At 67.3% G+C, this 23,325-nt stretch carries 17 protein-coding genes and 3 tRNA genes; 11 read left to right on the forward strand and 9 right to left on the reverse strand.

All coding sequences use genetic code 11. The features are described 5' to 3' along the window. Genes AC5P9L_RS02540 through AC5P9L_RS02550 form a run of 3 tightly spaced genes read left to right on the forward strand, consistent with a single transcriptional unit; the run spans position 1 to position 4,636 of the window. Positions 1-1,245: an efflux RND transporter periplasmic adaptor subunit gene (locus AC5P9L_RS02540; RefSeq protein WP_005408778.1), complete on the forward strand. Its 1,245-nt coding sequence runs from the start codon at positions 1-3 to the stop codon at positions 1,243-1,245. Beyond that, positions 1,242-3,200: a MacB family efflux pump subunit gene (locus AC5P9L_RS02545; RefSeq protein ID WP_005412764.1), complete on the forward strand. Its 1,959-nt coding sequence runs from the start codon at positions 1,242-1,244 to the stop codon at positions 3,198-3,200. The genes AC5P9L_RS02540 and AC5P9L_RS02545 overlap by 4 nt, the downstream gene beginning before the upstream one ends. Beyond that, on the forward strand, positions 3,197-4,636 hold the full coding sequence (locus AC5P9L_RS02550) for an efflux transporter outer membrane subunit (protein WP_044569740.1): 1,440 nt from the start codon (positions 3,197-3,199) through the stop codon (positions 4,634-4,636). Before AC5P9L_RS02545 ends, AC5P9L_RS02550 begins: the two co-directional genes overlap by 4 nt. 127 nt (positions 4,637-4,763) lie before the next feature. On the opposite strand, the gene rlmB is transcribed toward AC5P9L_RS02550, so the two are convergent. From rlmB to rnr, 3 genes are all read right to left on the reverse strand, one after another. Then, complete coding sequence (gene rlmB / locus AC5P9L_RS02555; protein ID WP_005408775.1) at positions 4,764-5,507, reverse strand: 23S rRNA (guanosine(2251)-2'-O)-methyltransferase RlmB; 744 nt, start codon at positions 5,505-5,507, stop codon at positions 4,764-4,766. A gap of 151 nt (positions 5,508-5,658) precedes the next feature. After that, a complete protein-coding gene (locus tag AC5P9L_RS02560) occupies positions 5,659-6,141 on the reverse strand; it encodes a GFA family protein (protein ID WP_005408774.1) in 483 nt (160 codons plus the stop codon). A gap of 94 nt (positions 6,142-6,235) precedes the next feature. Beyond that, entirely contained in the window at positions 6,236-8,695 is a 2,460-nt protein-coding gene (gene rnr, locus AC5P9L_RS02565) for a ribonuclease R (protein ID WP_062607517.1), read from the reverse strand. 128 nt (positions 8,696-8,823) lie between these two features. On the opposite strand from rnr, the gene AC5P9L_RS02570 reads away from it, so the two are divergent. Together AC5P9L_RS02570 and AC5P9L_RS02575 are read left to right on the forward strand one after the other, a co-directional pair. Then, positions 8,824-8,908, forward strand: a tRNA-Leu gene (locus AC5P9L_RS02570). A 205-nt stretch (positions 8,909-9,113) separates the two neighbouring features. Further along, a tRNA-Leu gene (locus tag AC5P9L_RS02575) sits at positions 9,114-9,198 on the forward strand. Positions 9,199-9,254: 56 nt separating this feature from the next. Here the strand turns inward: AC5P9L_RS02575 and AC5P9L_RS02580 are convergent. Then, entirely contained in the window at positions 9,255-10,001 is a 747-nt protein-coding gene (locus tag AC5P9L_RS02580; protein ID WP_033834104.1) for a sulfite exporter TauE/SafE family protein, read from the reverse strand. Positions 10,002-10,100: 99 nt separating this feature from the next. Between AC5P9L_RS02580 and AC5P9L_RS02585 the strand changes: the two genes are divergently transcribed. From AC5P9L_RS02585 to AC5P9L_RS02595, 3 genes are all read left to right on the forward strand, one after another. Then, a complete protein-coding gene (locus AC5P9L_RS02585) occupies positions 10,101-11,000 on the forward strand; it encodes a LysR family transcriptional regulator (protein WP_062607515.1) in 900 nt (299 codons plus the stop codon). Positions 11,001-11,050: 50 nt separating this feature from the next. After that, a tRNA-Leu gene (locus tag AC5P9L_RS02590) sits at positions 11,051-11,135 on the forward strand. A gap of 324 nt (positions 11,136-11,459) precedes the next feature. Beyond that, positions 11,460-11,738, forward strand: a complete 279-nt coding sequence (locus AC5P9L_RS02595) for a hypothetical protein (protein ID WP_049395927.1) — start codon at positions 11,460-11,462, stop codon at positions 11,736-11,738. Positions 11,739-11,849: 111 nt separating this feature from the next. Here AC5P9L_RS02595 and emrB read toward each other — a convergent pair whose 3' ends face one another. From emrB to emrR, 4 genes are read right to left on the reverse strand one after another with little or no spacing between them, the layout of a single operon-like run. Then, the gene (emrB, locus tag AC5P9L_RS02600; RefSeq protein WP_005408769.1) at positions 11,850-13,436 is read right to left on the reverse strand and encodes a multidrug efflux MFS transporter permease subunit EmrB; all 1,587 of its coding nucleotides are present in this window, start codon (positions 13,434-13,436) and stop codon (positions 11,850-11,852) included. Between the two features lie 7 nt (positions 13,437-13,443). Beyond that, positions 13,444-14,625 (reverse strand): multidrug efflux MFS transporter periplasmic adaptor subunit EmrA, encoded by a 1,182-nt coding sequence (gene emrA, locus AC5P9L_RS02605; RefSeq protein WP_005408768.1) that lies wholly within the window; start codon positions 14,623-14,625, stop codon positions 13,444-13,446. A gap of 11 nt (positions 14,626-14,636) precedes the next feature. After that, positions 14,637-16,130, reverse strand: coding sequence for a multidrug efflux transporter outer membrane subunit EmrC (gene emrC, locus AC5P9L_RS02610; RefSeq protein WP_062607513.1), 1,494 nt, complete (start codon positions 16,128-16,130; stop codon positions 14,637-14,639). Next, positions 16,127-16,570 carry a multidrug efflux system transcriptional regulator EmrR gene (gene emrR, locus AC5P9L_RS02615; protein ID WP_005408766.1) on the reverse strand — a complete coding sequence of 148 codons (444 nt, stop codon included), beginning with the start codon at positions 16,568-16,570 and terminating at the stop codon, positions 16,127-16,129. The genes emrC and emrR overlap by 4 nt, the downstream gene beginning before the upstream one ends. Positions 16,571-16,742: 172 nt before the next feature. Between emrR and AC5P9L_RS02620 the strand changes: the two genes are divergently transcribed. Then, entirely contained in the window at positions 16,743-17,624 is an 882-nt protein-coding gene (locus AC5P9L_RS02620) for a helix-turn-helix domain-containing protein (protein WP_005408765.1), read from the forward strand. Between the two features lie 59 nt (positions 17,625-17,683). Continuing rightward, positions 17,684-19,927 carry a DNA topoisomerase IV subunit A gene (gene parC / locus AC5P9L_RS02625; RefSeq protein WP_227415177.1) on the forward strand — a complete coding sequence of 748 codons (2,244 nt, stop codon included), beginning with the start codon at positions 17,684-17,686 and terminating at the stop codon, positions 19,925-19,927. Between the two features lie 443 nt (positions 19,928-20,370). On the opposite strand, the gene bfr is transcribed toward parC, so the two are convergent. After that, positions 20,371-20,859 carry a bacterioferritin gene (bfr, locus tag AC5P9L_RS02630; protein WP_005408763.1) on the reverse strand — a complete coding sequence of 163 codons (489 nt, stop codon included), beginning with the start codon at positions 20,857-20,859 and terminating at the stop codon, positions 20,371-20,373. A 124-nt stretch (positions 20,860-20,983) separates the two neighbouring features. Here bfr and AC5P9L_RS02635 point away from each other — a divergent pair, with 124 nt between their 5' ends. Continuing rightward, the gene (locus AC5P9L_RS02635) at positions 20,984-23,311 is read left to right on the forward strand and encodes a penicillin acylase family protein (RefSeq protein WP_227415176.1); all 2,328 of its coding nucleotides are present in this window, start codon (positions 20,984-20,986) and stop codon (positions 23,309-23,311) included. Positions 23,312-23,325: the final 14 nt, after the last annotated feature.

Consider the following 23,325-nt stretch of genomic DNA (forward strand, 5'->3'; position numbering starts at 1 on the left):
GTGACGTTCCGCCTGTTGCCCGCGACCCGCCGTGGTCGCCTGATACTGATCGCCCTGCTCGCCCTCATCGTGGCCGTCGCCGCCTGGTGGCTGCTGCGCAAACCCGCCGCCCCGGCGGTGGCGACCACGCCGGTCAGCCGCGGCGACATCGAGCAGACCGTGGAAGCCACCGGCGTGATCGACGCCTACAAGCTGGTCAGCGTCGGCGCGCAGGCCTCGGGCCAGATCAAGTCGCTGAAGGTACAGCTGGGCGATACCGTGAAGGAAGGCGACCTGATCGCCGAGATCGATGCCACCACCCAGCAGAACCAAGTGCTCAACGCGCAGGCTTCGCTGGACCAGGTCACCGCCCAGCGCGCCGTGCAGCAGGCCACCCTGCGCCAGGCCGAACTGGAGTTCGCACGCCAGCAGCAGATGCTGGCGGCCGAGGCCACCTCGCGCCAGGAATACGATGCCGCCGAAGCACAGCTGAAAACTGCCCGCGCCCAGCTGCAGTCCTACGAGGCGCAGATCAAGGGCCGCCAGACCGAGCTGGGCACCGCCCGCGCCAACCTGGCCTACACCCGCATCACCGCGCCGATGGATGGCACCGTGGTGGCGGTGGTGGCCGAGGAAGGCCGCACCGTGAACGCCAACCAGACCGCGCCCACCATCGTGATGCTGGCGCGGCTGGACGTGGTCACGGTCAACGCCGAGATCTCCGAGGCCGACGTGGTCAAGATCAAGGCGGGCATGCCGGTGTACTTCACCACCCTGGGTGACCCCGACCGCAAGTACCACGCCACGCTGCGCCAGATCAATCCGGCGCCGGCCTCGATCGCCAACGAGAATTCGTCCAGCTCCAGCAGTTCGTCAAGCTCCAGTTCCAGCAGCGCGGTCTACTACAACGCGCTGTTCGACGTGGAAAACCCGGACGGCACCCTGCGCATCGACATGACCGCGCAGGTCTCGGTACTGCTGAAGCAGGCCAAGGACGTGCTGATGGTGCCGGCGGTGGCACTGGGACCGAAGCGCCGCGGCGACGAGCGCATGGTGAGGGTGCTGGACGACAAGGGCCAGCCGCAACCGCGCAAGGTCACCGTGGGCATCAACAACGGCGCCTCGGCCGAAATCCTGTCCGGGCTGAAGGAAGGCGAACGCGTGGTGGTGGGCGAAGCCGGTGCGGCCGGTGCCAGCGCCGGCGGCGGCAACCGCGGCGGCATGCAGATGCGGGTCGGCGGCCCGGGCATGGGTCCGCGCCGATGAGCACGAAGGCGCCGCTGCTGCGCCTGCGCGACCTGCGACGCGAATTCCCGGCTGGCGATGATGTGATCGCCGTCCTGCGCGACGTCAACCTGGATATCCACGCCGGTGAGATGGTGGCCATCGTCGGCCAGTCCGGCTCGGGCAAGTCGACGCTGATGAACATCCTCGGCTGCCTCGATCGCCCTACCCGCGGCAGCTACCAGGTGGCCGGCCGCGAAACCGGCAGGATGGCGCCGGATGAACTGGCCGAACTGCGCCGCGAGCATTTCGGCTTCATCTTCCAGCGCTACCACCTGCTGGGCGACCTGGATGCGCGCGGCAACGTGGAGGTACCGGCGGTGTATGCCGGCAGCCCCGGCCCGGTGCGCAACGCGCGTGCCGAGCAGCTGCTGCAGCGGCTGGGCCTGGGCGACCGCATGCACCACAAGCCGGGCCAGCTGTCCGGTGGCCAGCAGCAGCGCGTGTCGATCGCACGTGCGCTGATGAACGGCGGCGAGGTGATCCTGGCCGACGAACCGACCGGCGCGCTCGACACGAAATCCGGCGAGGAAGTGATGGCGATCCTCGGCGAGCTGCACGCCGAAGGCCACACCATCATCATCGTCACCCACGACATGAGCGTGGCCGAACACGCGCAGCGCATCATCGAAATCCGCGATGGCGAGATCATCGCCGACCGCACCAATCCGAACGCACCGACCTACCGCGCGCAGCGCGAGGCCAGCACCGGCGTGGCCCGCGGCAACAGCTGGCGCGCGGCCCGTGACCGCTTCACCGAAGCGTTCCGCATGGCCCTGCTGGCGATGAACGCACATCGGCTGCGCACCTTCCTGACCATGCTCGGCATCATCATCGGCATCGCCTCGGTGGTCTCGGTGGTGGCGCTGGGCAATGGCTCGCAGCAGCAGATCCTGCAGAACATCAGCGCGCTCGGCACCAACACCATCGACGTCTATCCCGGCCGTGGTTTCGGTGACATGCGCTCGGCGCGGGTACAGACGCTCAAGGCCAGCGATGCCGATGCACTGGCAAAGCAGAGCTACGTGGACAGCGCCACGCCCAGCGTGTCGACCTCGGTCACCGCGCGTTACCGCAACCAGTCCTCCACCGCCCAGGTCAGTGGCGTCGGCGAGCAGTTCTTCCGGGTCAAGGGCGTGACCCTGCTCAGCGGCAGCTTCTTCGATACCGACGCGGTGAAGGGCCTCGGCCAGGTGGCGGTGATCGACGAGAACACCCAGACCCAGTTCTTCCCCGATGTCGATCCGGTCGGCCAGGTGATCCTGCTCGGCAACGTACCGGCACGCGTAGTCGGTGTGGCCAAGCGCCAGAGCTTCGGCTTTGGTGGCAGCACCAGCCTCAGCGTGTGGGTGCCCTACACCACGGTGATGTCGCGCATGCTCGGCCAGAGCCACGTTTCCAGCATCACCGTGCGCGTGGACGACGACACGCCGATGGATGCGGCGCAGGAAGCGATCACCCGCCTGCTGACCCTGCGCCACGGCACCGAGGACTTCTTCCTCAGCAACAGCGCCGAGATCCGCCAGACCATCGAGCAGACCACGCGCACGATGACCCTGCTGATCGGCGCCATCGCCGCCATCGCGCTGCTGGTCGGCGGCATCGGCGTGATGAACATCATGCTGGTCTCGGTCACCGAGCGTACCCGCGAAATCGGCGTGCGCATGGCGGTGGGGGCACGGCAGAGTGACATCCGCCAGCAGTTCCTGATCGAAGCGGTGCTGGTGTGCCTGCTCGGTGGTCTGCTTGGCATCGGCCTGGCCCTGCTGCTGGGCTCGATGATCGGCCGCTTCGCCAGTGACTTCCAGGTGCTGTTCTCCACCGCCTCGATCGTTGCCGCGTTCGCCTGCTCGACCCTGATCGGCGTGGCATTCGGCTTCCTGCCCGCGCGCAACGCCGCGCAGCTGGACCCGGTGGAGGCCCTGGCCCGCGAATGAAGATGATGACCCGACTGCCCTTCCCTGCTCCCTCGCGCCTGCTGCTGGTGGGCGCTGTTCTGCTTGCCCTCTCAGGCTGTGCCTCGGTGGGCCGCTACCCGGTGCAGGCCCCCGATGTGGCGGCCAGCTACGGCCGTGGCGATGCCACCCTCAACGCACCGGCCGACGACCCGCGCAGCAGCCTGGATACACCGGGCCGCGACATCCGCCAGGACAGCTGGTGGACGGGCTTCGGCGATGAACGACTGAACCGCCTGGTGGCGCAGGCGCTGGCCGCCAACAGCGATCTGGCCGCCGCTGGCCTGGCCGTGCAGCGGTCGCGCCTGCAGGCCGGCCTGGCCAGCAATGCGCTGTGGCCGCAGCCTTCGTCGTCCGGCGTCAGCGGCAATGCCAGCCGCGCCACCGATCAGGCCGACGACTGGCGCCGCAGCTATTCCACCGGCGTCTCGCTGGGCTGGGAGGTCGATCTGTGGGGCCGTCTGCGCACCCAGCGCGACATCGCCCGCTGGGAAGCCGAGGCCAGCGAGGAAGACCGGCAGAACACCGCGCTGCTGGTGATCGGCGACACCATCACCCAGTACTGGAACCTGGCCTATCTCAACCAGTCCATCGCCACCGGCCAGGCCAACCTGGAGCGGCTGGAGCGCACCCGCGACCTGGTGCAGGCCCGCTTCGACGCTGGTGCGGTATCGCGCCTGGAAGTGCGCCAGGCGCTGCAGAACCTGCAGTCGCAGCGTTCCTCGCAGAGCGCGCTGGAACAGCAGCGGGTGGAGGTGCGCAATGCATTGACCGTGCTGCTGGACGGCACGCCCTGGCCGCAGCAGGACGAACCGCAGGACCTGCTGGGCGCACGCAGCCCCGGGATCAACGAAGGCCTGCCGGCCGAGCTGCTCGGCCGCCGTCCCGACCTGCGCGCGGCCGAACTTCGCCTGCGCAACAGCCTGAAGACCATCAAGGTGACCGCTACCCAGTACTACCCGGCGCTGAGCCTGACCGGCAGCCTCGGCTCCAGTGCAACGTCGCTGGGTGACGTGCTGCGCAACCCGGTGGCCACGCTGGGCGCCGGCCTGTCGCTGCCGTTCCTCAACCTGCAGCGCGCACAGCTGGATACCGACATCGCCGGCACCAGCTATCAGATCGCCGCGACCAATTTCCGCAGGACGCTGTACACCGCGCTGTCGGAAGTGGACAACGCGCTGTCGGCACGCGAGCAGCTGGCGCGCCAGGTGGCGGCCTCGCAGGCGTCGTACGACGAAGCAGTGGAAGTGGAGCGCGCGCAGGAAGTGCGCTACCGCGTAGGTGCCACCGACCTGCGCACCTGGCTGGAGGCCCAGCAGACCCGGCGTGATGCCGAGCTGTCGCTGGCGCGCGTACGCCAGGGCCAGCTGAACAACGACGTCACCCTGTTCAAGGCACTGGGCGGCAGCGCGGGGTGAGGCGGCAAGGGCGCCAACCCAGGTTGGCGACTGCCCGGTGGGTGTCGACCTTGGTCGACACAGCAACGGCCCGGTAGGTGTCGACCTTGGTCGACACGGCACATGGAAAAGAGATCCGACCCCGAAATCAACCGCGCTGGCGCACGGCCTCGAACAGGCTGACGCCGGCGGCGACGGAAACGTTCAGGCTCTCGATCTCGCCCGGCATCGGGATCTTGACCAGGCCATCGCAGTTCTCGCGGGTCAGGCGGCGCAGGCCATCGGCCTCGCCACCCAGCACCAGGGCAATGTTGCCCTTCAGGTCCAGCTGGTACAGCGACGCAGTGGCTTCGCCGGCCAGGCCGTAGATCCACACGCCCTGCTTCTGCAGGTCCTTCAGGCAACGCGACAGGTTGGTCACCGCCACCACCGGGATCAGATCGGCGGCACCGGCCGAAGTCTTGCGCACGGTCGCGTTCACCGTGGCCGACTTGTCCTTGGGGATGATCACGGCAGTGGCGCCTGCGGCAGCCGCCGAGCGCAGGCAAGCGCCAAGGTTGTGCGGGTCCTGCACTTCGTCCAGCACCAGCAGCAGGGCCTTGCCCTCGGCTGCGGTGACCAGGCCCTCCAGCTCGTTCTCGCTGTAAGTGCGGGCGGCGGCATAGCGCGCGGCCACGCCCTGGTGGCGTACCGAACCGCCGACACCGTCCAGCGCCTGGCTGTTCACCTTGCGCACGTCGATGCCCTTGCGGCGGGCGTTTTCCTCGATCTCGGTCAGGCGCGGGTTCTTCGCACCGGCCTCGACCAGCACTTCGCGGACGTTCTCGGCGTCGTTCTCGATGGAGGAGGCGACGGCGTTGACGCCGACGATCCACTGGCTGTTCTTGCTCATGCGGGCGGGGACCGGAAAGGGGGTGGCTATGGTAGAGCATCGGCGGGCCGGGCGCTGCGGCGGGGCCCCTGTTGAGCCGAGCCTGCGCTCGCTGCCGGGCTGAGGCCGCGGCGACCTGCCAGCCGAGCCTGGGCTCGGCGCTACAGGGGCGTTACCGGCTGCGCGGCGGCCAGTGCGGCGTGTCGTGGTCCGGGTGCTGATGGGACACGATGGTGGCCAGGAACTCCAGCGCCGCGATGTCTTCCTCGGTACGACGGGCCGGCAGGCTGGCCAGCGTATCGACGAACGGCAGCTTGCGCTCGACCCCGTACTGGATCGTCGGCGGCAGGCGCTCGGGTTCGTCAAAGGCGCCGGCCGCCACCGCCACGCCGTCCGGCGCCTCGTAGCTCAGCGGCGTACCACAGTCGGCGCAGAAGCCACGCCGCACCACGTTGGAGGACTGGAAATAGCGCGGCTGGCCGCGGGTCCAGCTGAACTGCACGCCGCGCACCGACACCAGCGGTGCGTAGTAGGCACCGAAGGCCTTCTGGCACATCCGGCAATGACAGATCGAACTGTCGGTCAGCGCGCCACGCACCTGGAAGCGGATCGCGCCGCACTGGCAGCCGCCGCTGTATTCGGGTTGGCCCTGCATGCGATGTCTCCTGGTAGTGCCGGCCGCTGGCCGGCAACCCGTCGGTGCCGAGGGTGCCATGGATGCCGGCCAGCGGCCGGCACTACCACGGTCATCAGTATTTCTCTTTCTTCCGCTTGGCCGGCTTGCCACGCTCGGGCAGCGGCGGCAGGCCATCGCCTTCGTCCTCGCCCTTGTGCTCGACCAGGCGGAAGTCGATCTTGCGCTCTTCCATGCTGGCCTTCAGCACCAGGATCCGCACGCGGTCACCCAGACGGTAGCTGCTGCCGCGGCGCTCGCCGGTCAGCGTCTTGCGCGTGGCGTCGAACTTGTAATAGTCCTGCGGCAGCTGGGTCACGTGCACCAGGCCCTGCACCTTCGACTCGTCCAGTTCCACGAACAGGCCGAAGCTGGTCACGCCGCTGATCACGCCATCGAACTGGCCACCCACGTGCTTTTCCATCCACGCCGCGCGGTAACGCTCGTCGACCTCGCGCTCGGCTTCATCGGCACGGCGCTCGCGCTCGGAGCACTGCAGCGCCAGCGCAGCCATTTCGCGCGCGTTGTAGGTGAACTTGTCCAGCGGTTTGCCGGACAACGCGTGCTTGATCGCGCGGTGTACCAGCAGGTCGGGGTAACGACGGATCGGCGAGGTGAAGTGCGCGTACGCCTCCAGTGCCAGGCCGAAATGACCGTGGTTTTCCGGGCTGTAGATCGCCAGGCTCTGGCTGCGCAGCAGCACCGATTCCAGCAGCGTGGCATCGGGGCGGTCGCGGATCTTCTTCAGCAGCTTGGTGTAATCGCCCGGGCGCACCTTCGACCATGGCGGCAGGCTCAGCTTGAACTCCTTGAGGAATTCCAGCAGGTCGGCGTACTTGGTTTCCGGCGGCTTCTCGTGGATGCGGTACGGGGCCGGCACATGGCGCGACAGCAGGTACTTCGCCGCCTCCACATTGGCCGCGATCATGCATTCCTCGATCAGCTTGTGCGCGTCGTTGCGCACCAGCATGCCGGCCTGGGTCACTTCACCGCGGTTGTCCAGCACGAAGCGCACTTCGCTGCTTTCGAACTCGATGGCGCCACGCTTGGCACGCGCCTTGGACAGGACCTTGTACAGCTGGTGCAGGCGCTGCACCTGCGGCAGCAGGTCGCCCATCCAGGCCTTGGTATCGGCATCGTCCTCGCCCACCGCCTTCCACACCTGGGTGTAGGTCAGGCGCGCATGCGAGTTCATCACCGCTTCGTAGAAGCGCGAATGCGTGACCAGGCCGTCGCGGTCGATCTGCATGTCGCAGACGAAGCACATGCGGTCGACCTTCGGCATCAGCGAACAGATGCCGTTGGAGAGCGTCTCCGGCAGCATCGGCACCACGAAGCCCGGGAAGTACACCGAGGTGGCACGCTTCTGCGCCTCTTCGTCCAGTGGCGTGCCGGGCCGGACGTAGTTGGAGACATCGGCAATCGCCACCACCAGCCGGAAGCCATCGGCGTTCGGCTCGCAGTACACCGCGTCGTCGAAGTCCTTGGCATCTTCACCGTCGATGGTGACCAGCGGCATGCTGCGCAGGTCCACGCGGTCGCCGATCATCGCCGGCTCGACCACCAGCGGCACCGAGGCGGCTTCGTCCAGCACTTCCTGCGGGAACTCGAACGGCAGTTCATGGCCGTGGATGGCGGTCTCCACCACCAGCGAGGCGGTCAGCTTGTCGCCGAGCACGGCGATGATGCGGCCGATCGGCGGGCGACGGCTGTCCGGCGCCTGGGTCAGTTCGCAGACCACCAGCTGGCCGTCGCGCGCACCACCGGTCTGGTCCGGCGGCACCTGCACGTTGCGCTGCACGCGCTTGTCGTCGGGCACCACGTAGTTGATGCCCATCTCGACGCTGAAGCGACCGATCAGACGGGTCATGCCGCGCTCCAGCACGCGGGCGATGCTGCCTTCGCGTCGGCCACGGTGGTCGATGCCGGTCACGCGGGCCAGCACCTTGTCGCCGTGCATGACCTTGCGCATTTCATACGGCGGCAGGAACAGGTCGTCGCCGCCCTCGACCGGGCGCAGGAAGCCGAACCCCTCCGGGTTGGCGATCACCACGCCGGTGACCAGGTTCAGGGTCTGGATCGGGGCGAAGCCGCCGCGGCGGTTCTGCACCAGCTGGCCGTCGCGGACCATGGCGCCGAGCCGGCGCGACAGTGCTTCGGCACGGTCCGGGGCGGTCAGGCCCAGGCGTGCGCCCAGTTCCTCTGCCGTCTGCGGCCCTTCGCAACGCTCCAGCAGGGCCAGGATGGCTTCGCGGCTGGCGATGGGCTGTTCGTACTTCTCTGCTTCGCGGGCGGCATAGGGATCGTCGATCACCTTGCCGGTCGGCGGCAACTTGCGGCCCGGGGCCGGGCCCGGTGCGTCGCTGCTGCGGACCTTGCGGCCACGCGGCGGTGCGCCGCCTTCATTCAATTCGGGGAACCAGCCCGGCAACGGCTTGCCCGGCTTGGTGGTGCGGGCCGTGCCCGCCTTGGCGCCCTTCTTCGGGGCCTGGCCGCGGGAGGTGCTCCCGCCCTTGCTTGGTTTTTTGGTAGTCATCGCCCTACATGGTAGCCGTTGACGGCGTGCAGAACGGGTCAGTGGCCGTCTTGACGGCCTTGCGTGAAAAATATTCAGGAAGTCGTTGACAGCCTGCGGATTCATCTTCACAATTGCGCCTCTGGAACGCCCAGGTGGCGGAATTGGTAGACGCACTAGTTTCAGGTACTAGCGGGTAAAACCGTGGAGGTTCGAGTCCTCTCCTGGGCACCAACGAAAAAACTCCTCGCTTCGGCGGGGATTTTTTTTGCCTGCAATCCAGCAACGGGGCCGAATTTCTTTCCGAAGGAAAGCGCTCCGACCCCAAGCGAGTGAGATGGGGTCAGAGCCCGCTCCGCACGCGAAACGGGGGCCGACACCGGATCCAGAAAAAGTGTTGACACCCCCGTAACAACACCCCATAATATCGCTCCTCGACGCCCAGGTGGCGGAATTGGTAGACGCACTAGTTTCAGGTACTAGCGGGTAAAACCGTGGAGGTTCGAGTCCTCTCCTGGGCACCACGTCGAGAATGAGAAAAACCCGCGAGAGCGGGTTTTTTCATGCCCGGAATCCGGCATCAGAGCAGCGGCCGCAGCACCAGTTCCAGCCCGAGCAGCAGCAGGAAACCCAGGAAGCAGCCCCGGAACACCCGCGCACTGATGCGCTGCCGGATCACCTGCCCCAGCCACATGCCCAGCAATGCCGGCAGCACCGCCAGCGCACTCAGCCCCAGCTGCTGGATGCCGAATGCGCCGTGCAGCACCAGACCGGCGGTCAGCGAAATCGTTGACACCGTGAACGCCAGCCCCAGCGCCTGCACCAGCTCCTCGCGCTGCAACCCCAGCGACTGCAGGTACGGCACCGCCGGCATCACGAACACGCCGGTGGCGCCGGTCACCACGCCCGACAACGCCCCCACCAGCGGCCCCAGCCAACGCTCGCGCCGCTGCTGCACGCGGAACACCGGCGCAAGCAACGCATAGGCGGCATAGACCACCAATGCCACGCCCAACGCAACGCGCGACCAAGTGCGATCGACCCGCACCAGCAGCGCCGCCGAGCCCAGCGTCACCACCACCACGGCCAGCATCATCGGCCACAGGCGCCGCACGATACGGTCCAGTGACGGCCCGGACAACAGCTGCCACGCATTGGTGACGAAAGTGGGAATGAACAGCATCGACGCTGCCGCCACCGGCGACAGCGTGCTGCCCAGCAGCCCCATCGCCACCGTCGGCAACCCCATGCCAGTCACACCCTTGACCACACCGGCCAGCACGAACACCGCCACCAGCAGCACGTAGAAGTACATTGATTCATTCATGCCTTCATTGGATCGGCCGGCCGCTCGGCGCACAATGCGGTGTTTCCGGCCTTGCCTTCGGCTGATCCGAAGGCGCAGCCGTTGCGATGAGGGCATCACATGCGGATGGATATCGCCGACCTGCGCCTGTTCCTGGCGATTGCCGAGGCGGGCAGCATCACGGCCGGCGCAGCGCAGGCAAACCTGGCACTGGCGTCGGCCAGCGAACGCCTGCGCACGATCGAAGCCGATGCCGGCACCGCGTTGGTGAACCGGCACCCCCGCGGCGTCAGCCTGACCGAAGCCGGCGCCGCCCTCGCCCACCATGCACGATTGATCCTGCAGCAGCAGGCGCAGCTGCGCGGTGAACTGCAGGCGTTCGCGCACGGCGCGCGCGGCACACTGCATCTGTATGCCAACACCGCAGCACTGACCAACTACCTGCCTTCGCGGCTGGCACCGTGGCTGGCCGAACGCCCGCGCCTGCACGTGGAACTGCTGGAGCGCACCAGCCCCGAAGTCGTGCGTGCGATCAACGCTGGCCAGGCCGAAGCCGGCATCATCAGTGATGCGGTCGACGCTGCCGGCCTGCAGCAGCACGTGGTCGCCGAAGATCCACTGGTGATGCTGCTGCCCGCGGAACACCGCTTCGCATCGCGGCGCAGCGTGGCCTTCGCCGATGTTTCCGGCGAGACCTTCGTCGCGCTGGCCGACGGCAATGCACTGCAGGCCTACATCGAAGACCAGGCACGCGACATCGGGCGACGCCTGGACGTGCGCATCCGCATGAAGACGTTCGAAGGCGTGTGCATCATGGTCGGCCACGGCATTGGTGTCGGCATCGTGCCGCGTACCATCGCCCGCCAGCATCGACGCAATACGCGTACTGTTGCGGTTCCGCTTGCAGATGCTTGGGCACAGCGACGCCTGTGCGCCTGTTTCGCCGAATGGGCGCAGCTGTCACCGGCGATGCGCAGCCTGCTGCTTCACCTGGGCGTGCAGCCGCAGAAAAATGTGTGAAATGTTGTTGACACACTCTCTGCCGTCCCGCACAATTCATCTCCTGAGTCGCCCAGGTGGCGGAATTGGTAGACGCACTAGTTTCAGGTACTAGCGGGTAAAACCGTGGAGGTTCGAGTCCTCTCCTGGGCACCACGACTCAAGATGATCAAACCCGCGAAAGCGGGTTTTTTCGTTTCCGGGGTTTGGCGATCCTGGCATCGCAACCGCCACTCGGACTGTCGTATCTCGCACCGTCAGGGCGTCGTCTGCGGGTGCATACCTCCTCCCGGCGCGTCGTCACCGGACCTTGAACGGCCCCCTTTTGGGGCGCATTTCACGTTCCCCGTTCAATTCGTACTTTTCCTAGTCGAGATCCACCCGATTCCTTTTCGGTGGGAGGCAGATTTGCGGGAGCCGGTTGCAGGTGTATCGCCACGACCTGACCAGCGCCCCTCCTCTCCCCCAAAGGACGCACCAATGCAGCGCAGCATCATCTGCCCACACTGCCATACCGGCTCGAACCACGGCGTAAGCGTATGCGTGGGATGCCAGGCCGAGGTCCATTACGGCGCATCAAAGGAGGCCGTAATGCTTGTCTTTGTCGCCGCCATCATCTGCGGCGCACTTGTCGGCAGCCGATTTCAGGCCACTGCCGGCTGGCTCGCATGCGGCGCCGTACTTGCGGCGGGGATCTGGGCCATTTCCCGATTGTCTTCCGACCGGGTGGTGTTCAAACGCGTCTATCGCACGCGCTGAACCTGCGCCGTTGCACCACCCCGAGGGCAATGCCCGCGCGACCAGCGTCGCCCCAACAAAAACCCCGCCTCGCGGCGGGGTCAAAATACAGCACGGTGTTTCCAGGGAGTTTCAGTGTCCACCACCGGCGGCTGCACCCGCACCTGCGCCGAATGGCGGCTTGGCCAGCCACAGGAACGTAATGATCGCCAGGAAGATCCAGCCCAGCAGGAAGAAGATGTCGTTGAAGCCCATCTGCGATGCCTGGTGGTTGATCATGTTGTTCAGTACCGCTGCGCCGTGCTGCAGGTCGCCCTGCCCCATCGCCGTGACCTGGTCCTGCATGCCCGGCTGATAGGCCGAGATATGCTCGGTCAGGTCGGCATGGTGCACCTGGGTGCGCCGCGCCCACAGCCACGTCGTCAGCGACGCCGCGAAACTGCCACCCAGCGTACGCAGGAACGTGGCCAGGCCGGAGCCCGCCGCGATCTCGCGTCCATCCAGGTCCGACAGCAGGATCTGCAGCACCGGCATGAAGAACAGCGCGACGCCGATGCCCATGATCAGCTGTACGCCGGCCACGTGCATGTAGTCCACCTGCAGGTTGAAGTTCGATCGCAGGAAGCTGGTCATCGACAACACGATGAACGCGACCGTGGCCAGCATGCGCATATCGAAGCGCGACGCATACTTGCCCACGAACGGGGTCATGATCACCGGCAGGATGCCGATCGGCGCCGTCGCCAGGCCCGCCCAGATCGCGGTGTAGCCCATGTCACGCTGCAGCCACTGCGGGATCAGCAGCGCCACGCTGAAGAACGCCGCGTAGGCCACCACCATCGCCAGCGTACCGGCGCGGAAGTTGCGGTGCCGGAACAGCTTCAGGTCAACGATCGGATCCTTGTCGGTCAGCTCCCAGATCAGGAACACCGTCAGCGTCACCACCGCTACGCAGGCCAGCACCACGATCTTCATCGACGAGAACCAGTCCTCGTCGTTGCCCAGGTCGAGGACCAGCTGAAGCGCACCGACGCCGATCACCAGGGTGACCAGGCCGACGTAGTCCATCTTCGGCTTCTCGATCTGCTCCGGGCGCCCCTTCAGCTGGTTGCCCACCACCAGCGCAGCGAAGATGCCCAGCGGCACGTTGATCAGGAAGATCCACTCCCAGCTGTAGTTGTCGGTGATCCAGCCACCGAGGATCGGGCCACAGATCGGCGCAACCACCGTGATCATCGCCAGCAGTGCCAATGCCTGCCCGCGTTTCTCGCGCGGATAGATCGAGACCAGCAGCGACTGCGTGATCGGGTACATCGGGCCGGCAACGAACCCCTGCAGCGCACGCGACAGCACCAGCATGCCCATGCTCTGCGCCAGGCCGCACAGCAGCGAGGTGATGACGAAGGCAAGCGTGGCCCAGACGAACAGCTTGCGTTCGCCGAAACGGCGGCTGAGCCAGCCGGTCAGCGGCAGCGCGATGGCCGTGCTGACCGCGAACGAGGTGATGACCCAGGTCGCCTGCTGCGAACTGGCGCCGAGATTGCCGGCGATGGTCGGCAGCGAGACGTTGGCGATGGTGGTGTCGAGCACCTGCATGAACGAGGCCATCGCCAGGCCCACAGTGCACAGTGCGACGCTGGGCGGCAGGAACCCGGAGGCCGCACCCGGCGCCGCCGGTGCGCCCGGAGCGCCGGGCGCGGCTGGAGCTTGTGCGGACATGGCGACCTCAGCCCACCTTCGCCTGCTGCTGCGGCAGGTTGCCCTGGATGATCGTGTGGATCACCTCGTCGGCATCATGCAGCTGCTTGGCATACACGTCGGTGTCGAACACCGTGCCCTTGGCCGGAGTGCTCGGCAGCACTTCGCCCTTCTGGTCGCGCAGGCTCACTTCAGCCTTCATCGACAGGCCGATGCGCAGCGGGTGTTCGGCCAGCTGCTTGGCATCGATGGCGATGCGCACCGGCACGCGCTGCACGATCTTGATCCAGTTGCCGCTGGCGTTCTGCGCCGGCAGCAGCGAGAACGCGGAGCCGGTGCCCAGGCCAAGGCTCTGGATGCGGCCCTTGTACTTCACGTCACCGGCGTACAGGTCCGACTTCAGCTCCACTTCCTGGCCCAGGCGCATGTGGCGCAGCTGGGTTTCCTTGAAGTTGGCCTCGACCCACATCTGCTCGGTCGGCACCACGGCCATCAGGGCATTGCCCGGCTGCACGCGCTGGCCCACCTGCACCGAACGCCGGGCGACGTAGCCGGTGACCGGCGCGACGATGCCGGCGCGGGCGTTGTTGAGGAAGGCCTGGCGCAGCTGCGCGGCAGCCGCCTGCACGTCCGGCTGGGTGGCGATCACGGTGTCGTCGACCAGCGCGCGGTTGCGCTCGACGGTCTCGCGCGAGCCGGCCACGGCCGCTTCGGCGGCAGCCAGCTCGTCACGGGCATGGGCCAGTTCTTCATTGGAAATGGCGCCGGTGGCGGCCAGGTCCTTGCGGCGGGCGAAGTCTTCGCGCACGCGCTTCAGGGTCACCTGGCGGGCGTTCAAGTCCGCCTGGGCGCCTTCCACGCTGCGGTACAGACCACGGGTCTGGCGCACCGTCTTGGCCAGGTTGGCTTCGGCCTGCTGCAGTGCCACCGCGGTGTCGGACGGGTCCAGCTGGACCAGCAGCTGGCCGCGCTCCACGCGCATGCCGTCATCGGCGTTGATGGCGACCACGGTACCGGCCACCAGCGGGGTGATCTGCACCTGGTTGCCCTGCACGTAGGCATCGTCGGTCTCTTCGAACCAACGGCCGAACATGAAGTACCACAGCGCCAGTGCGGCAAGCAGCAGCACGACGATCACGAACAGGCCGCGCAGCAGGTTGCCGCGGCGGTTGGGGGCGGCCGGGGCCGCGGTGTCTTGGGTCTGGCTCATGGCGGGCGTCTTCAGGAATGCGAGGAATCGGAATGGGAGGCGATCGGTGCGCGGTCGGCGTCAGCGGGCTGGAAACCACCGCCCAGCGCCTTGCTCAGGCGCACCGAGGACTGCACCTGCTGCGACTGCAGGCCGGCCAGCTGCTGCTGCGACTGCAGCAGGGTGGACTGCGCGGTCAGCACGTCCAGGTAGCTGCCGATGCCGGCGCGGTAACGCTGCTGGGCCAGGTCGAAGGCCGAGCGTGCGGTATCGACCGCCTGCTGCTGCGAGTGCGCCTGCTGCGCCAGCGAGCGCACCGCGTTGACCTGGTCGGCGACGTCGCGCAGTGCGTCGAGCACGGCCTGGTTGTAGTTGGCCACCGCCAGGTCGTACTGCGCATCGGTGTTGGCCAGGTTGGCGCGCAGCTTGCCACCTTCGAAGATCGGCAGGCTCAGCGCCGGGCCGATGTAGGCGAAGGTGGAGCTGCTCTTCAGCAGGTCGCCCACGTTCGGGGCGACCACGCCAGCCAGCGCGGTCAGGTTGAAGCTCGGGTAGAACCTGGTCTTGGCAACCTTGATCTGCTTGTCGGCCGCTTCAACGCGCCAGCGTGCGGCCACGATGTCGGGCCGGCGGCCCAGCAGTTCGCTGGGCAGCACGCCCGGCAGCTGCAGCGCCAGCGGGTTCAGCGGCTGCGGGCGCTGGATCGACAGGCCGCGGTCCGGACCCTTGCCGACCAGCGCGGCCAGCGCGGTGCGGGCCGCGTCGATCCGCTGCTGTGCGGCCTGCACCTGCTGCTGCGCGGCCGGTACGCGGGCCTCGGCCTGGCGCACCTGCAGATCGCTGTCGATGCCGGCGCGGCGGCGCTGGCGGGTCAGTTCCAGCGACTTCTGCGAACGGGCCAGCTCTTCCTCGGCCACATCGTTGAGCTGCCACGCATAGGCGAGGTCGGCATAGGCCTGGGTGATGCCGGTGGACAGGTTCAGGCGTGCGGCCTGGGCCTCGACGGTGGCCGCATGCGCGCCATCCACGGCGGCTTCCCAGGCGGCGCGCTTGCCGCCCCACAGGTCCACGCCATAGCTGAAGTCGAAGGCGACCTGGCTGCTGCCGGCGTAATGGCCACCGATCTCGCTGCCTGCCATCGACTCAGGCAGGCGCAGCCCGGTATAGCCACCGGACACCGACAGGCTGGGCAGCTCATCGGCACGTGCGGTGCCGACCTGGGCCTGGGCCTGGCGCAGGCGCGCGTCGGCGGCGTCCAGGCTCGGGTGGCCGGCCAGGCCCTCGGCGACCAGCGCGTCCAGCTGCGCATCGCCCAGCGCCTTCCACCAGTCCTGCGCCGGGAAGCCGGTGGCGCTGAGGTCGGTGTCGGCCAGGGTGCGTTCGCTGTGCAGGCTGTCCACGTCAAGCACGTGGCCCTGCGGGTTGAGACCACGACTGCTGGCGCAGGCGGCCAGGGCCAGGGCCAGCGCTGACACCAGCAGCGCGCGCCCGGACCGGCGGAGAGTGGAATGCGGGATCGGGTTCATGGGGTCGTCAGGGAATCGCGGATTCGGGTAAGGAGGGACAGCAGCAGCGTGCGCTCGTCGGCGGAAAGATCACGCAGGGCGTAATCCATCACCGCGTCGCCACGCAGCTTCAACCGCGCCCACAATGCGCGGCCTTCATCGGTCAGCACGATCTGCAGCGCACGCCGGTCCTGCGCATGCGGTTCGCGGCGGACGCAGCCCAGTGCCTCGAGCTTGTCCAGCAGGCGGGTGACTGCGCTGGGTACCTGGTCGATGGCCTGGGCCAGTTCGTTGGCCGTGCACGGGGCCATGTGCGAGAGCACCTTCAACCCGATGTAGTGGGTGAAGCCGATACCCAGGTCTTCTTCAGCCATGGACGCGTCGAGTTGCCGGACCAGGCCGTCGCGCACCTGGCGCAGCAGCAGGCCAAAACTGGGGGGAGTGGTTGCAGGACAGATCATGGGGGAGCATTCTCTTCCAAAAAAAATATTTCTCAATGGAAATATTCGATCTGGCATCGAATGCTGTGTTGCAGCAGTGGGCTGGATCAATGAAGGCGCCTACCTTAATGATCTGGTCAGGTGGCCCGGTAGTACAATTCAGCCAATGGATGACACATTTCAGCCAGCGGACATGATGAACAAGGCAGAAATTCCCGCTCCCAAGCGCCTGCTCAGGGACGACGCACTGGATTGGTTCGAGCGCAACGATGGCCCACCGGTGGTCGCTTTCCGCTTCGACAGCCCGCAGGGGCTGGTCCGGGAAGTGGACTGGCACCACCACCAGCGCGCCCAGCTGATCTGTGTCGAGCGTGGCCTGCTGACCACCCGCACCTCGCACGGGACGTGGTCGCTGGCGCCGGGTTCGGCCGGCTGGATGCCGCCGCTGGAGCCGCATACGGTGACCCTGGACGGTCCGCTGCGCGGCTGGGGCATGGCGCTGGCCGCGCCGGCCTGCGCCACCCTGCCCGCCGATCCCTGCGTACTGGGCCTGTCCAAGCTGGCGCAGGCGCTGGCCGACCGCATCTGCGAATGGCCGCTGGGCTATGACACCACGCCCGAGCGCCAGCACATCATCGAGGTGCTTCTGGACGAGATCCGCACCGCGCCGCGCCAGCGCATGCACCTGCCGATGCCGCACGACCGGCGCCTGCTGAAGATCGCCTCGCAGCTGCTGGCCGACCCGTCCGACGAGCGCAGCCTGGCCGAATGGGCGCATTGGGCCGGCCTGTCGCCGCGCAGCCTGACCCGTCACTTCCGCGACGAGACCACGCTCAGCTTCGCCCAGTGGCGGCAACAGGCCCGCCTGTCCGAAGCCCTGCGCCAGCTGACCGATGGCCGCAGCGTGGCCGACATCGCCCATGCACTGGGCTTCAGCAGCGCCAGTGCCTTCGTCACCGTGTTCCGCCGCCACTTCGGGCTGCCACCGGGGCGCTACCTGGCGCGGGCCGGGCATGGCCTCGAAACCGGGCTGGACCCTGCACGTGGCTTGGCATCCCCCGCCGCATCCGGATAATCACAGGATTGCGAGCGGCGACCGCCGTCGCCGCCTCCCGACATAGGTAACAACGCCGCATGACCGAACTTGCCCGCCCCGTGTTCCACGGATTCGAACAACTGCCGCTGCGCGAGTACGCCGAACGCGCCTACCTCGACTACTCGATGTACGTGGTCCTGGACCGCGCCCTGCCGTTCATCGGCGACGGCCTGAAGCCGGTGCAGCGCCGCATCATCTATTCGATGAGCGAGCTGGGCCTGAATGCTGCGTCCAAGCCGAAGAAGTCCGCGCGCACCGTCGGTGACGTCATCGGCAAGTACCACCCGCACGGCGACAGCGCGTGCTACGAGGCGCTGGTGCTGATGGCGCAGCCGTTCTCGTACCGCTACCCGCTGATCGAGGGCCAGGGCAACTTCGGCTCCAGCGATGACCCGAAGTCGTTCGCGGCCATGCGTTACACCGAATCCAAGCTGACCCCGATCGCCGAAGTACTGCTGGGCGAACTGGGCCAGGGCACCACCGACTGGGCACCGAACTTCGACGGCACCCTGCAGGAACCGACCTGGATGCCAGCGCGGCTGCCGCACCTGCTGCTGAACGGCACCACCGGCATCGCCGTGGGCATGGCCACCGACGTGCCGCCGCACAATCTCAACGAGATCGTCAGCGCACTGCTGCACCTGCTGGACAACCCCGATGCGACCGTGCGCGACCTGTGCGAGCACGTGCAGGGCCCGGACTACCCGTCCAGCGCCGAGATCATCACCGCCGCCAACGATCTGCGGAACATCTACGAGACCGGCAACGGCAGCGTGCGTGCGCGTGCGACCTTCAACAAGGAAGCCAACAACATCGTGGTGACGGCGCTGCCGTTCCAGGTGTCGCCGTCGAAGGTGATCGAGCAGATCGCCGCGCAGATGCGCGCCAAGAAGCTGCCGTGGCTGGAGGACATCCGCGATGAGTCCGACCACGCCAACCCGGTGCGCGTGGTGCTGGTGCCGCGCTCCAACCGCGTCGACGCCGAGCAGCTGATGGGCCACCTGTTCGCGACCACGGACCTGGAGCGCAGCTACCGCGTCAACCTCAACGTGATCGGGCTGGACGGCCGTCCGCAGGTGAAGAACCTGAAGATGCTGCTCAGCGAGTGGCTGACCTTCCGCAGCAACACCGTCACCCGCCGCCTGCAGCACCGCCTGCAGAAGGTCGAGCGCCGCCTGCACCTGTTGGAAGGCCTGCTGGTCGCCTTCCTCAACCTGGACGAGGTGATCCACATCATCCGTACCGAGGACGAACCGAAGGCGGCGCTGATCGCGCGCTTCGAACTGTCCGAGGAACAGGCCGAGTACATCCTGGAAACCAAGCTGAAGCAGCTGGCCCGCCTGGAAGAGATGAAGATCCGTGGCGAGCAGGACGAGCTGGCCAAGGAACGCGAGAAGATCCTCGGCATCCTCGACAGCAAGGCCAAGCTGAAGAAGCTGATCCGCGACGAACTGACCGCCGATGCCAAGAAGTTCGGCGACGCCCGCCGTTCGCCGCTGGTGCAGCGCCAGGCCGCGCAGGCCATCGACGAGACCGAGCTGGTACCGAGCGAGCCGATGACCGTGGTGCTGTCGGAGAAGGGCTGGATCCGTGCCGCCAAGGGCCACGACGTCGATGCGTCCGCGCTGTCCTACCGCGATGGCGACGCGCTGCAGGGCGCCGTGCGTGCACGCAGCACCCAGCAGGTCGCGTTCCTCGACAGCGAGGGCCGCGCCTATTCCACGCCGGTGCATACCCTGCCCTCGGCGCGCGGCAACGGCGAGCCACTGACCGGCCGCTTCTCGCCGGCGCCGGGCACCAGCTTCGTCACCCTGGCCAGCGCCGAGCCGGACACCCGCTTCGTGCTGGCCTCCAGCCACGGCTACGGCTTCGTCACCCGCTTCGAGAACCTGATCGGCCGCAACAAGGCCGGCAAGGCGATGCTGAACCTGTCGTCCGGCTCATCAGTGCTGACCCCGTCGGTGGTGGCCAATGTGGCCACCGACCGCATCGTCGCGGTGACCAGTTCGGGCAACCTGCTGGCAATTGCCGCCAACGACCTGCCGGAACTGGACAAGGGCAAGGGCAACAAGATCATCGAGATCCCAAAGGCCAAGCTCGCCACCGAACGCGTGGTCGCCATCGTGGCGATCAGCCCGGGCCAGACCCTGCAGGTGCGCAGCGGTCAGCGCACGATGGGGCTGAAGTTCAACGAGCTCGACGCCTACCTCGGCGCCCGCGCCACCCGCGGCCACCTGCTGCCGCGCGGCTGGCAGAAGGTGGAAGGGCTGTCGGTGGAGTAAGGGCTGGGGCCCTGCCCCTGGCGGGTGTCAACCTTGGTTGACACGCATTAACCCCGGCAAACGCCAACCTCGGTTGGCGTTTTCGATCCCAATGGGGTCAGAGCCGTTTTCGTTGAAAACGGATCCGACCCCGGACACGAAAAAGCCGGGGCATTCCCCGGCTTTTTCGTTGTCGGCTGGCGGGCGATGGAGCAGCTGGCTGGCGAAGGCTGGCTGGCGGTGCTCCGGTGCTGGCGGGCGACAGAACGCTGTGCTGCTGGTAGAGCCGACCGCTGGTCGGCTGCTCTTTTGCTCCTGGTAGAGCCGACTGTCAGTCGGCTGCTCCTTTGCTCCTGGTAGAGCCGACTGTTAGTCGGCTGCTCTGCCGAAAGGCAGCCGACTAACAGTCGGCTCTACCGGGTTGGCTCTACCGGGTCGGCTCTACCAAAAAGAGCGACGTCGGCTCAGTGCGCCGGGGCGCCGTTGCCGTCGATCTTGCTCAGCTGGTACAGCTCCAGGCCGATGCGCTTGATCAGGCCCAGCTGCTGCTCCAGCCACCAGGCGTGGTCTTCCTCGGTGTCCTTCAGCTGGGCCAGCAGGATGTCGCGGCTCACGTAGTCACCCTTCTCCTCGCACAGCTTCATGCCGGCGGCGAGATTGTTCCGAACCGCGTATTCAGTGTCGAGATCCTTCTGCAGCATCTCTTCCACGGTCTTGCCCGGCTCGGTGGCATGCGGGCGCATGTCCGGGTCGCCGCCCAGGAACAGGATCCGGCGCAGCAGCGCATCGGCGTGCTGGGTTTCCTCTTCCATCTCGTGGTTCAGGCGTTCGTACAGCGCGAACAGGCCCTGGTCCTCGTAGCGGCGGGAATGGATGAAGTACTGGTCGCGGGCAGCAAGCTCGCCGCGCAGCAGTTCCTTCAGGCAGGCGATGACGTCCGGGTTGCCTTTCATGGGGGGGCTCCTGTGAATCGATGCGGCATAGGGTGCCGCATTTCAAAATACGGTGATCTAATCGGAATCAGTCGCAGTTGCGCCTGCGGCTACAATCGGCCCACGAGTTCGGAAAGGACGTGCGATGCGACGTATATGGCGTTGGGTGCTGGGCGTGTTGGTCGCCATCGTGCTGGTCACCGCACTGGTCCTGTGGCTGCTGCTGCGCGGCAGCCTGGCCGACCTGGACGGCGAGCATGCGCTGCCCGGCCTGGCCAGGCCGGTCACCATCGAGCGCGATGCGCTGGGCGTGGTCACCATCACCGCCACCAGCCAGGCCGACGCGATGCGCGCATTGGGCCGCGTGCATGCGCAGGAACGCTATTTCGAGATGGACCTGATGCGCCGTAGCGCCGCCGGCGAACTGTCCGCACTGTTTGGCCCGAAGGCGATCGATGCCGACAAGCGCATGCGCGTGCATCGGCTGCGCGCGCGCACCGAGGCGAACATGCAGGCTGCGCTGGGCGACAACGTCGACGCCGTGAGCGCCTATGTCGGTGGGGTCAATGAGGGCCTGGCCGGCCTCTCCGTGCGGCCATGGGCCTACCTGCTGCTGCGGCAGTCGCCGCAACCGTGGCAGGCCAGCGACAGCGTGCTGACCGGGCTGGCCATGTACGCCGACCTGCAGGACCCCGGCAACCAGACCGAGCTTGCACTGAGCCGCATCCGCGCAGTGGTGCCGCCGGCGCTGTACGCATTGATCGCCCACGACGGCACCGAATGGGATGCGCCGCTGTTCGGCGAACCCACCGGCAACGCTGCCCTGCCCGATGCCAGCCAGCTGGATCTGCGCACATTGAAGGGAAAATCCGGCACCGCGCAGGAAGAGGTCGACGCCGTCGGCAGCAACAACTTCGCGGTGGCCGGTGCGCTTACCGCGGACGGTCGCGCGATCGTCGCCGACGACATGCACCTGGGCCTGCGCGCGCCGGGCCTGTGGTTCCGCGTGCGCCTGCGCTACCCCGATCCACAGGCCGCTGGCGGCCAGGTCGACGTCACCGGTTTCTCGCTGCCCGGCCTGCCGGCGGTGATCGTCGGCAGCAACGGCCACGTCGCCTGGGGCTTCACCAACAGTTACATAGACACCGCCGATTACCGCACTGAACCAGCCAACGCCGCAGTGACCGTGCATGAAGAGCGGATTGCGGTGGCCGGCCAGGCCGACGTGCTGTTCCCGGTGCGCGAAACCGACTGGGGGCCGATCCTGCACACGCATGCCGATGGCAGCGGCGACGCGCTGCGCTGGGTCGCCCACCTGCCCGGCGCGGTGCGCCTGGACTTCGGTGACCTGGCCCGCGCCGGTGACCTGGACAGTGCCCTGCAATTCGCCGACCACGCCGGCATCCCCGCACAGAACCTGGTGGTCGGCGACCGCAGCGGACGCATCGCCTGGCGCCTGATCGGCGCCCGCCCCGACCGCGGTCCGGGCTGTGCACCGGCCGGCTTCACCGCCGCCAACAACCACGACTGCGCCCCCTGGCCGATCCGCAGCGACGCCTCGCCGGCATTGATCGATCCCCCCACCCATCGCCTGTGGACCGCCAACGGTCGCGTCCTCGACGGCGAGGCGCTGGCCACCGTCGGCAACGGCGGTTACGACCTGGGGGCTCGTGCGCGGCAGATCCGCGATCTGCTCGCCATCCAGGACCGTTTCGACGAGCACGATCTGCTGGCGATCCAGCTCGACGATCGCGCGGTGTTCCTGCAGCGCTGGTGGGCCCTGCTGCACGACGTCATCGAGCGCAGTGACGACCCTGCACTGAAGCGTTTGAAGGAAGTCAGCCATCAATGGGGCGGTCGTGCCGCGGCCAGTTCGGTCAGCTACCGGGTAGTACGTGAATTCCGCACCCAGGTGATGGAGACGTTGTCCGATGCACTGCTGGCACCGGCCAATGCGCAGCTGGGTGATGACTACCTCGACCCACGACTGGCGCAGCTGGAAGGCGTGGCCTGGCCGATGCTGCAACAGCGTCCGGCCCATCTGCTGCCACCGGCCTTCGACAGCTGGGATGCGCTGCTGATCGACGCGGCACGCCGTACCGAGAGCGAGCTGGCCAAGCAGGGACCGCTGTCCAAACGCACCTGGGGCGAACGCAACACTGCGGCGATCTGCCACCCCATCGCACAGGCGCTGCCGGGCATCGCCAAGCGCTGGCTGTGCATGCCCGCCGACCAGCTGCCCGGCGACCGTGACATGCCACGCGTGCAGACGCCGAACTTCGGTGCTTCCGAGCGCATGGTGGTCTCGCCCGGCCACGAGGCCGACGGCATCGTGCACATGCCGGGCGGCCAGAGCGGCCATCCACTGTCACCCTACTGGGGCGCCGGCCACGAGGACTGGGTGCATGGACGGCCGACGCCCTTCCTGCCCGGCAAGGCAAAGCACGTGATGACACTGGTGCCGGCGCGGTAGTGCCGGCCATTGGC

This window comes from Stenotrophomonas sp. YJH_SMC_64 (assembly GCF_059371375.1).

Bases quoted from the DNA above. Each gene is read 5' to 3' on its own strand.
- AC5P9L_RS02545 (WP_005412764.1), top strand. From the start codon at position 1,242: ATGAGCACGAAGGCGCCGCTGCTGCGCCTGCGCGACCTGCGACGCGAA.
- AC5P9L_RS02550 (WP_044569740.1), top strand. From the start codon at position 3,197: ATGAAGATGATGACCCGACTGCCCTTCCCTGCTCCCTCGCGCCTGCTG.
- rlmB (WP_005408775.1), bottom strand. From the start codon at position 5,507: ATGAGCAAGAACAGCCAGTGGATCGTCGGCGTCAACGCCGTCGCCTCC.
- AC5P9L_RS02560 (WP_005408774.1), bottom strand. From the start codon at position 6,141: ATGCAGGGCCAACCCGAATACAGCGGCGGCTGCCAGTGCGGCGCGATC.
- rnr (WP_062607517.1), bottom strand. From the start codon at position 8,695: ATGACTACCAAAAAACCAAGCAAGGGCGGGAGCACCTCCCGCGGCCAG.
- AC5P9L_RS02580 (WP_033834104.1), bottom strand. From the start codon at position 10,001: ATGAATGAATCAATGTACTTCTACGTGCTGCTGGTGGCGGTGTTCGTG.
- AC5P9L_RS02585 (WP_062607515.1), top strand. From the start codon at position 10,101: ATGCGGATGGATATCGCCGACCTGCGCCTGTTCCTGGCGATTGCCGAG.
- AC5P9L_RS02595 (WP_049395927.1), top strand. From the start codon at position 11,460: ATGCAGCGCAGCATCATCTGCCCACACTGCCATACCGGCTCGAACCAC.
- emrB (WP_005408769.1), bottom strand. From the start codon at position 13,436: ATGTCCGCACAAGCTCCAGCCGCGCCCGGCGCTCCGGGCGCACCGGCG.
- emrA (WP_005408768.1), bottom strand. From the start codon at position 14,625: ATGAGCCAGACCCAAGACACCGCGGCCCCGGCCGCCCCCAACCGCCGC.
- emrC (WP_062607513.1), bottom strand. From the start codon at position 16,130: ATGAACCCGATCCCGCATTCCACTCTCCGCCGGTCCGGGCGCGCGCTG.
- emrR (WP_005408766.1), bottom strand. From the start codon at position 16,570: ATGATCTGTCCTGCAACCACTCCCCCCAGTTTTGGCCTGCTGCTGCGC.
- AC5P9L_RS02620 (WP_005408765.1), top strand. From the start codon at position 16,743: ATGATGAACAAGGCAGAAATTCCCGCTCCCAAGCGCCTGCTCAGGGAC.
- parC (WP_227415177.1), top strand. From the start codon at position 17,684: ATGACCGAACTTGCCCGCCCCGTGTTCCACGGATTCGAACAACTGCCG.
- bfr (WP_005408763.1), bottom strand. From the start codon at position 20,859: ATGAAAGGCAACCCGGACGTCATCGCCTGCCTGAAGGAACTGCTGCGC.
- AC5P9L_RS02635 (WP_227415176.1), top strand. From the start codon at position 20,984: ATGCGACGTATATGGCGTTGGGTGCTGGGCGTGTTGGTCGCCATCGTG.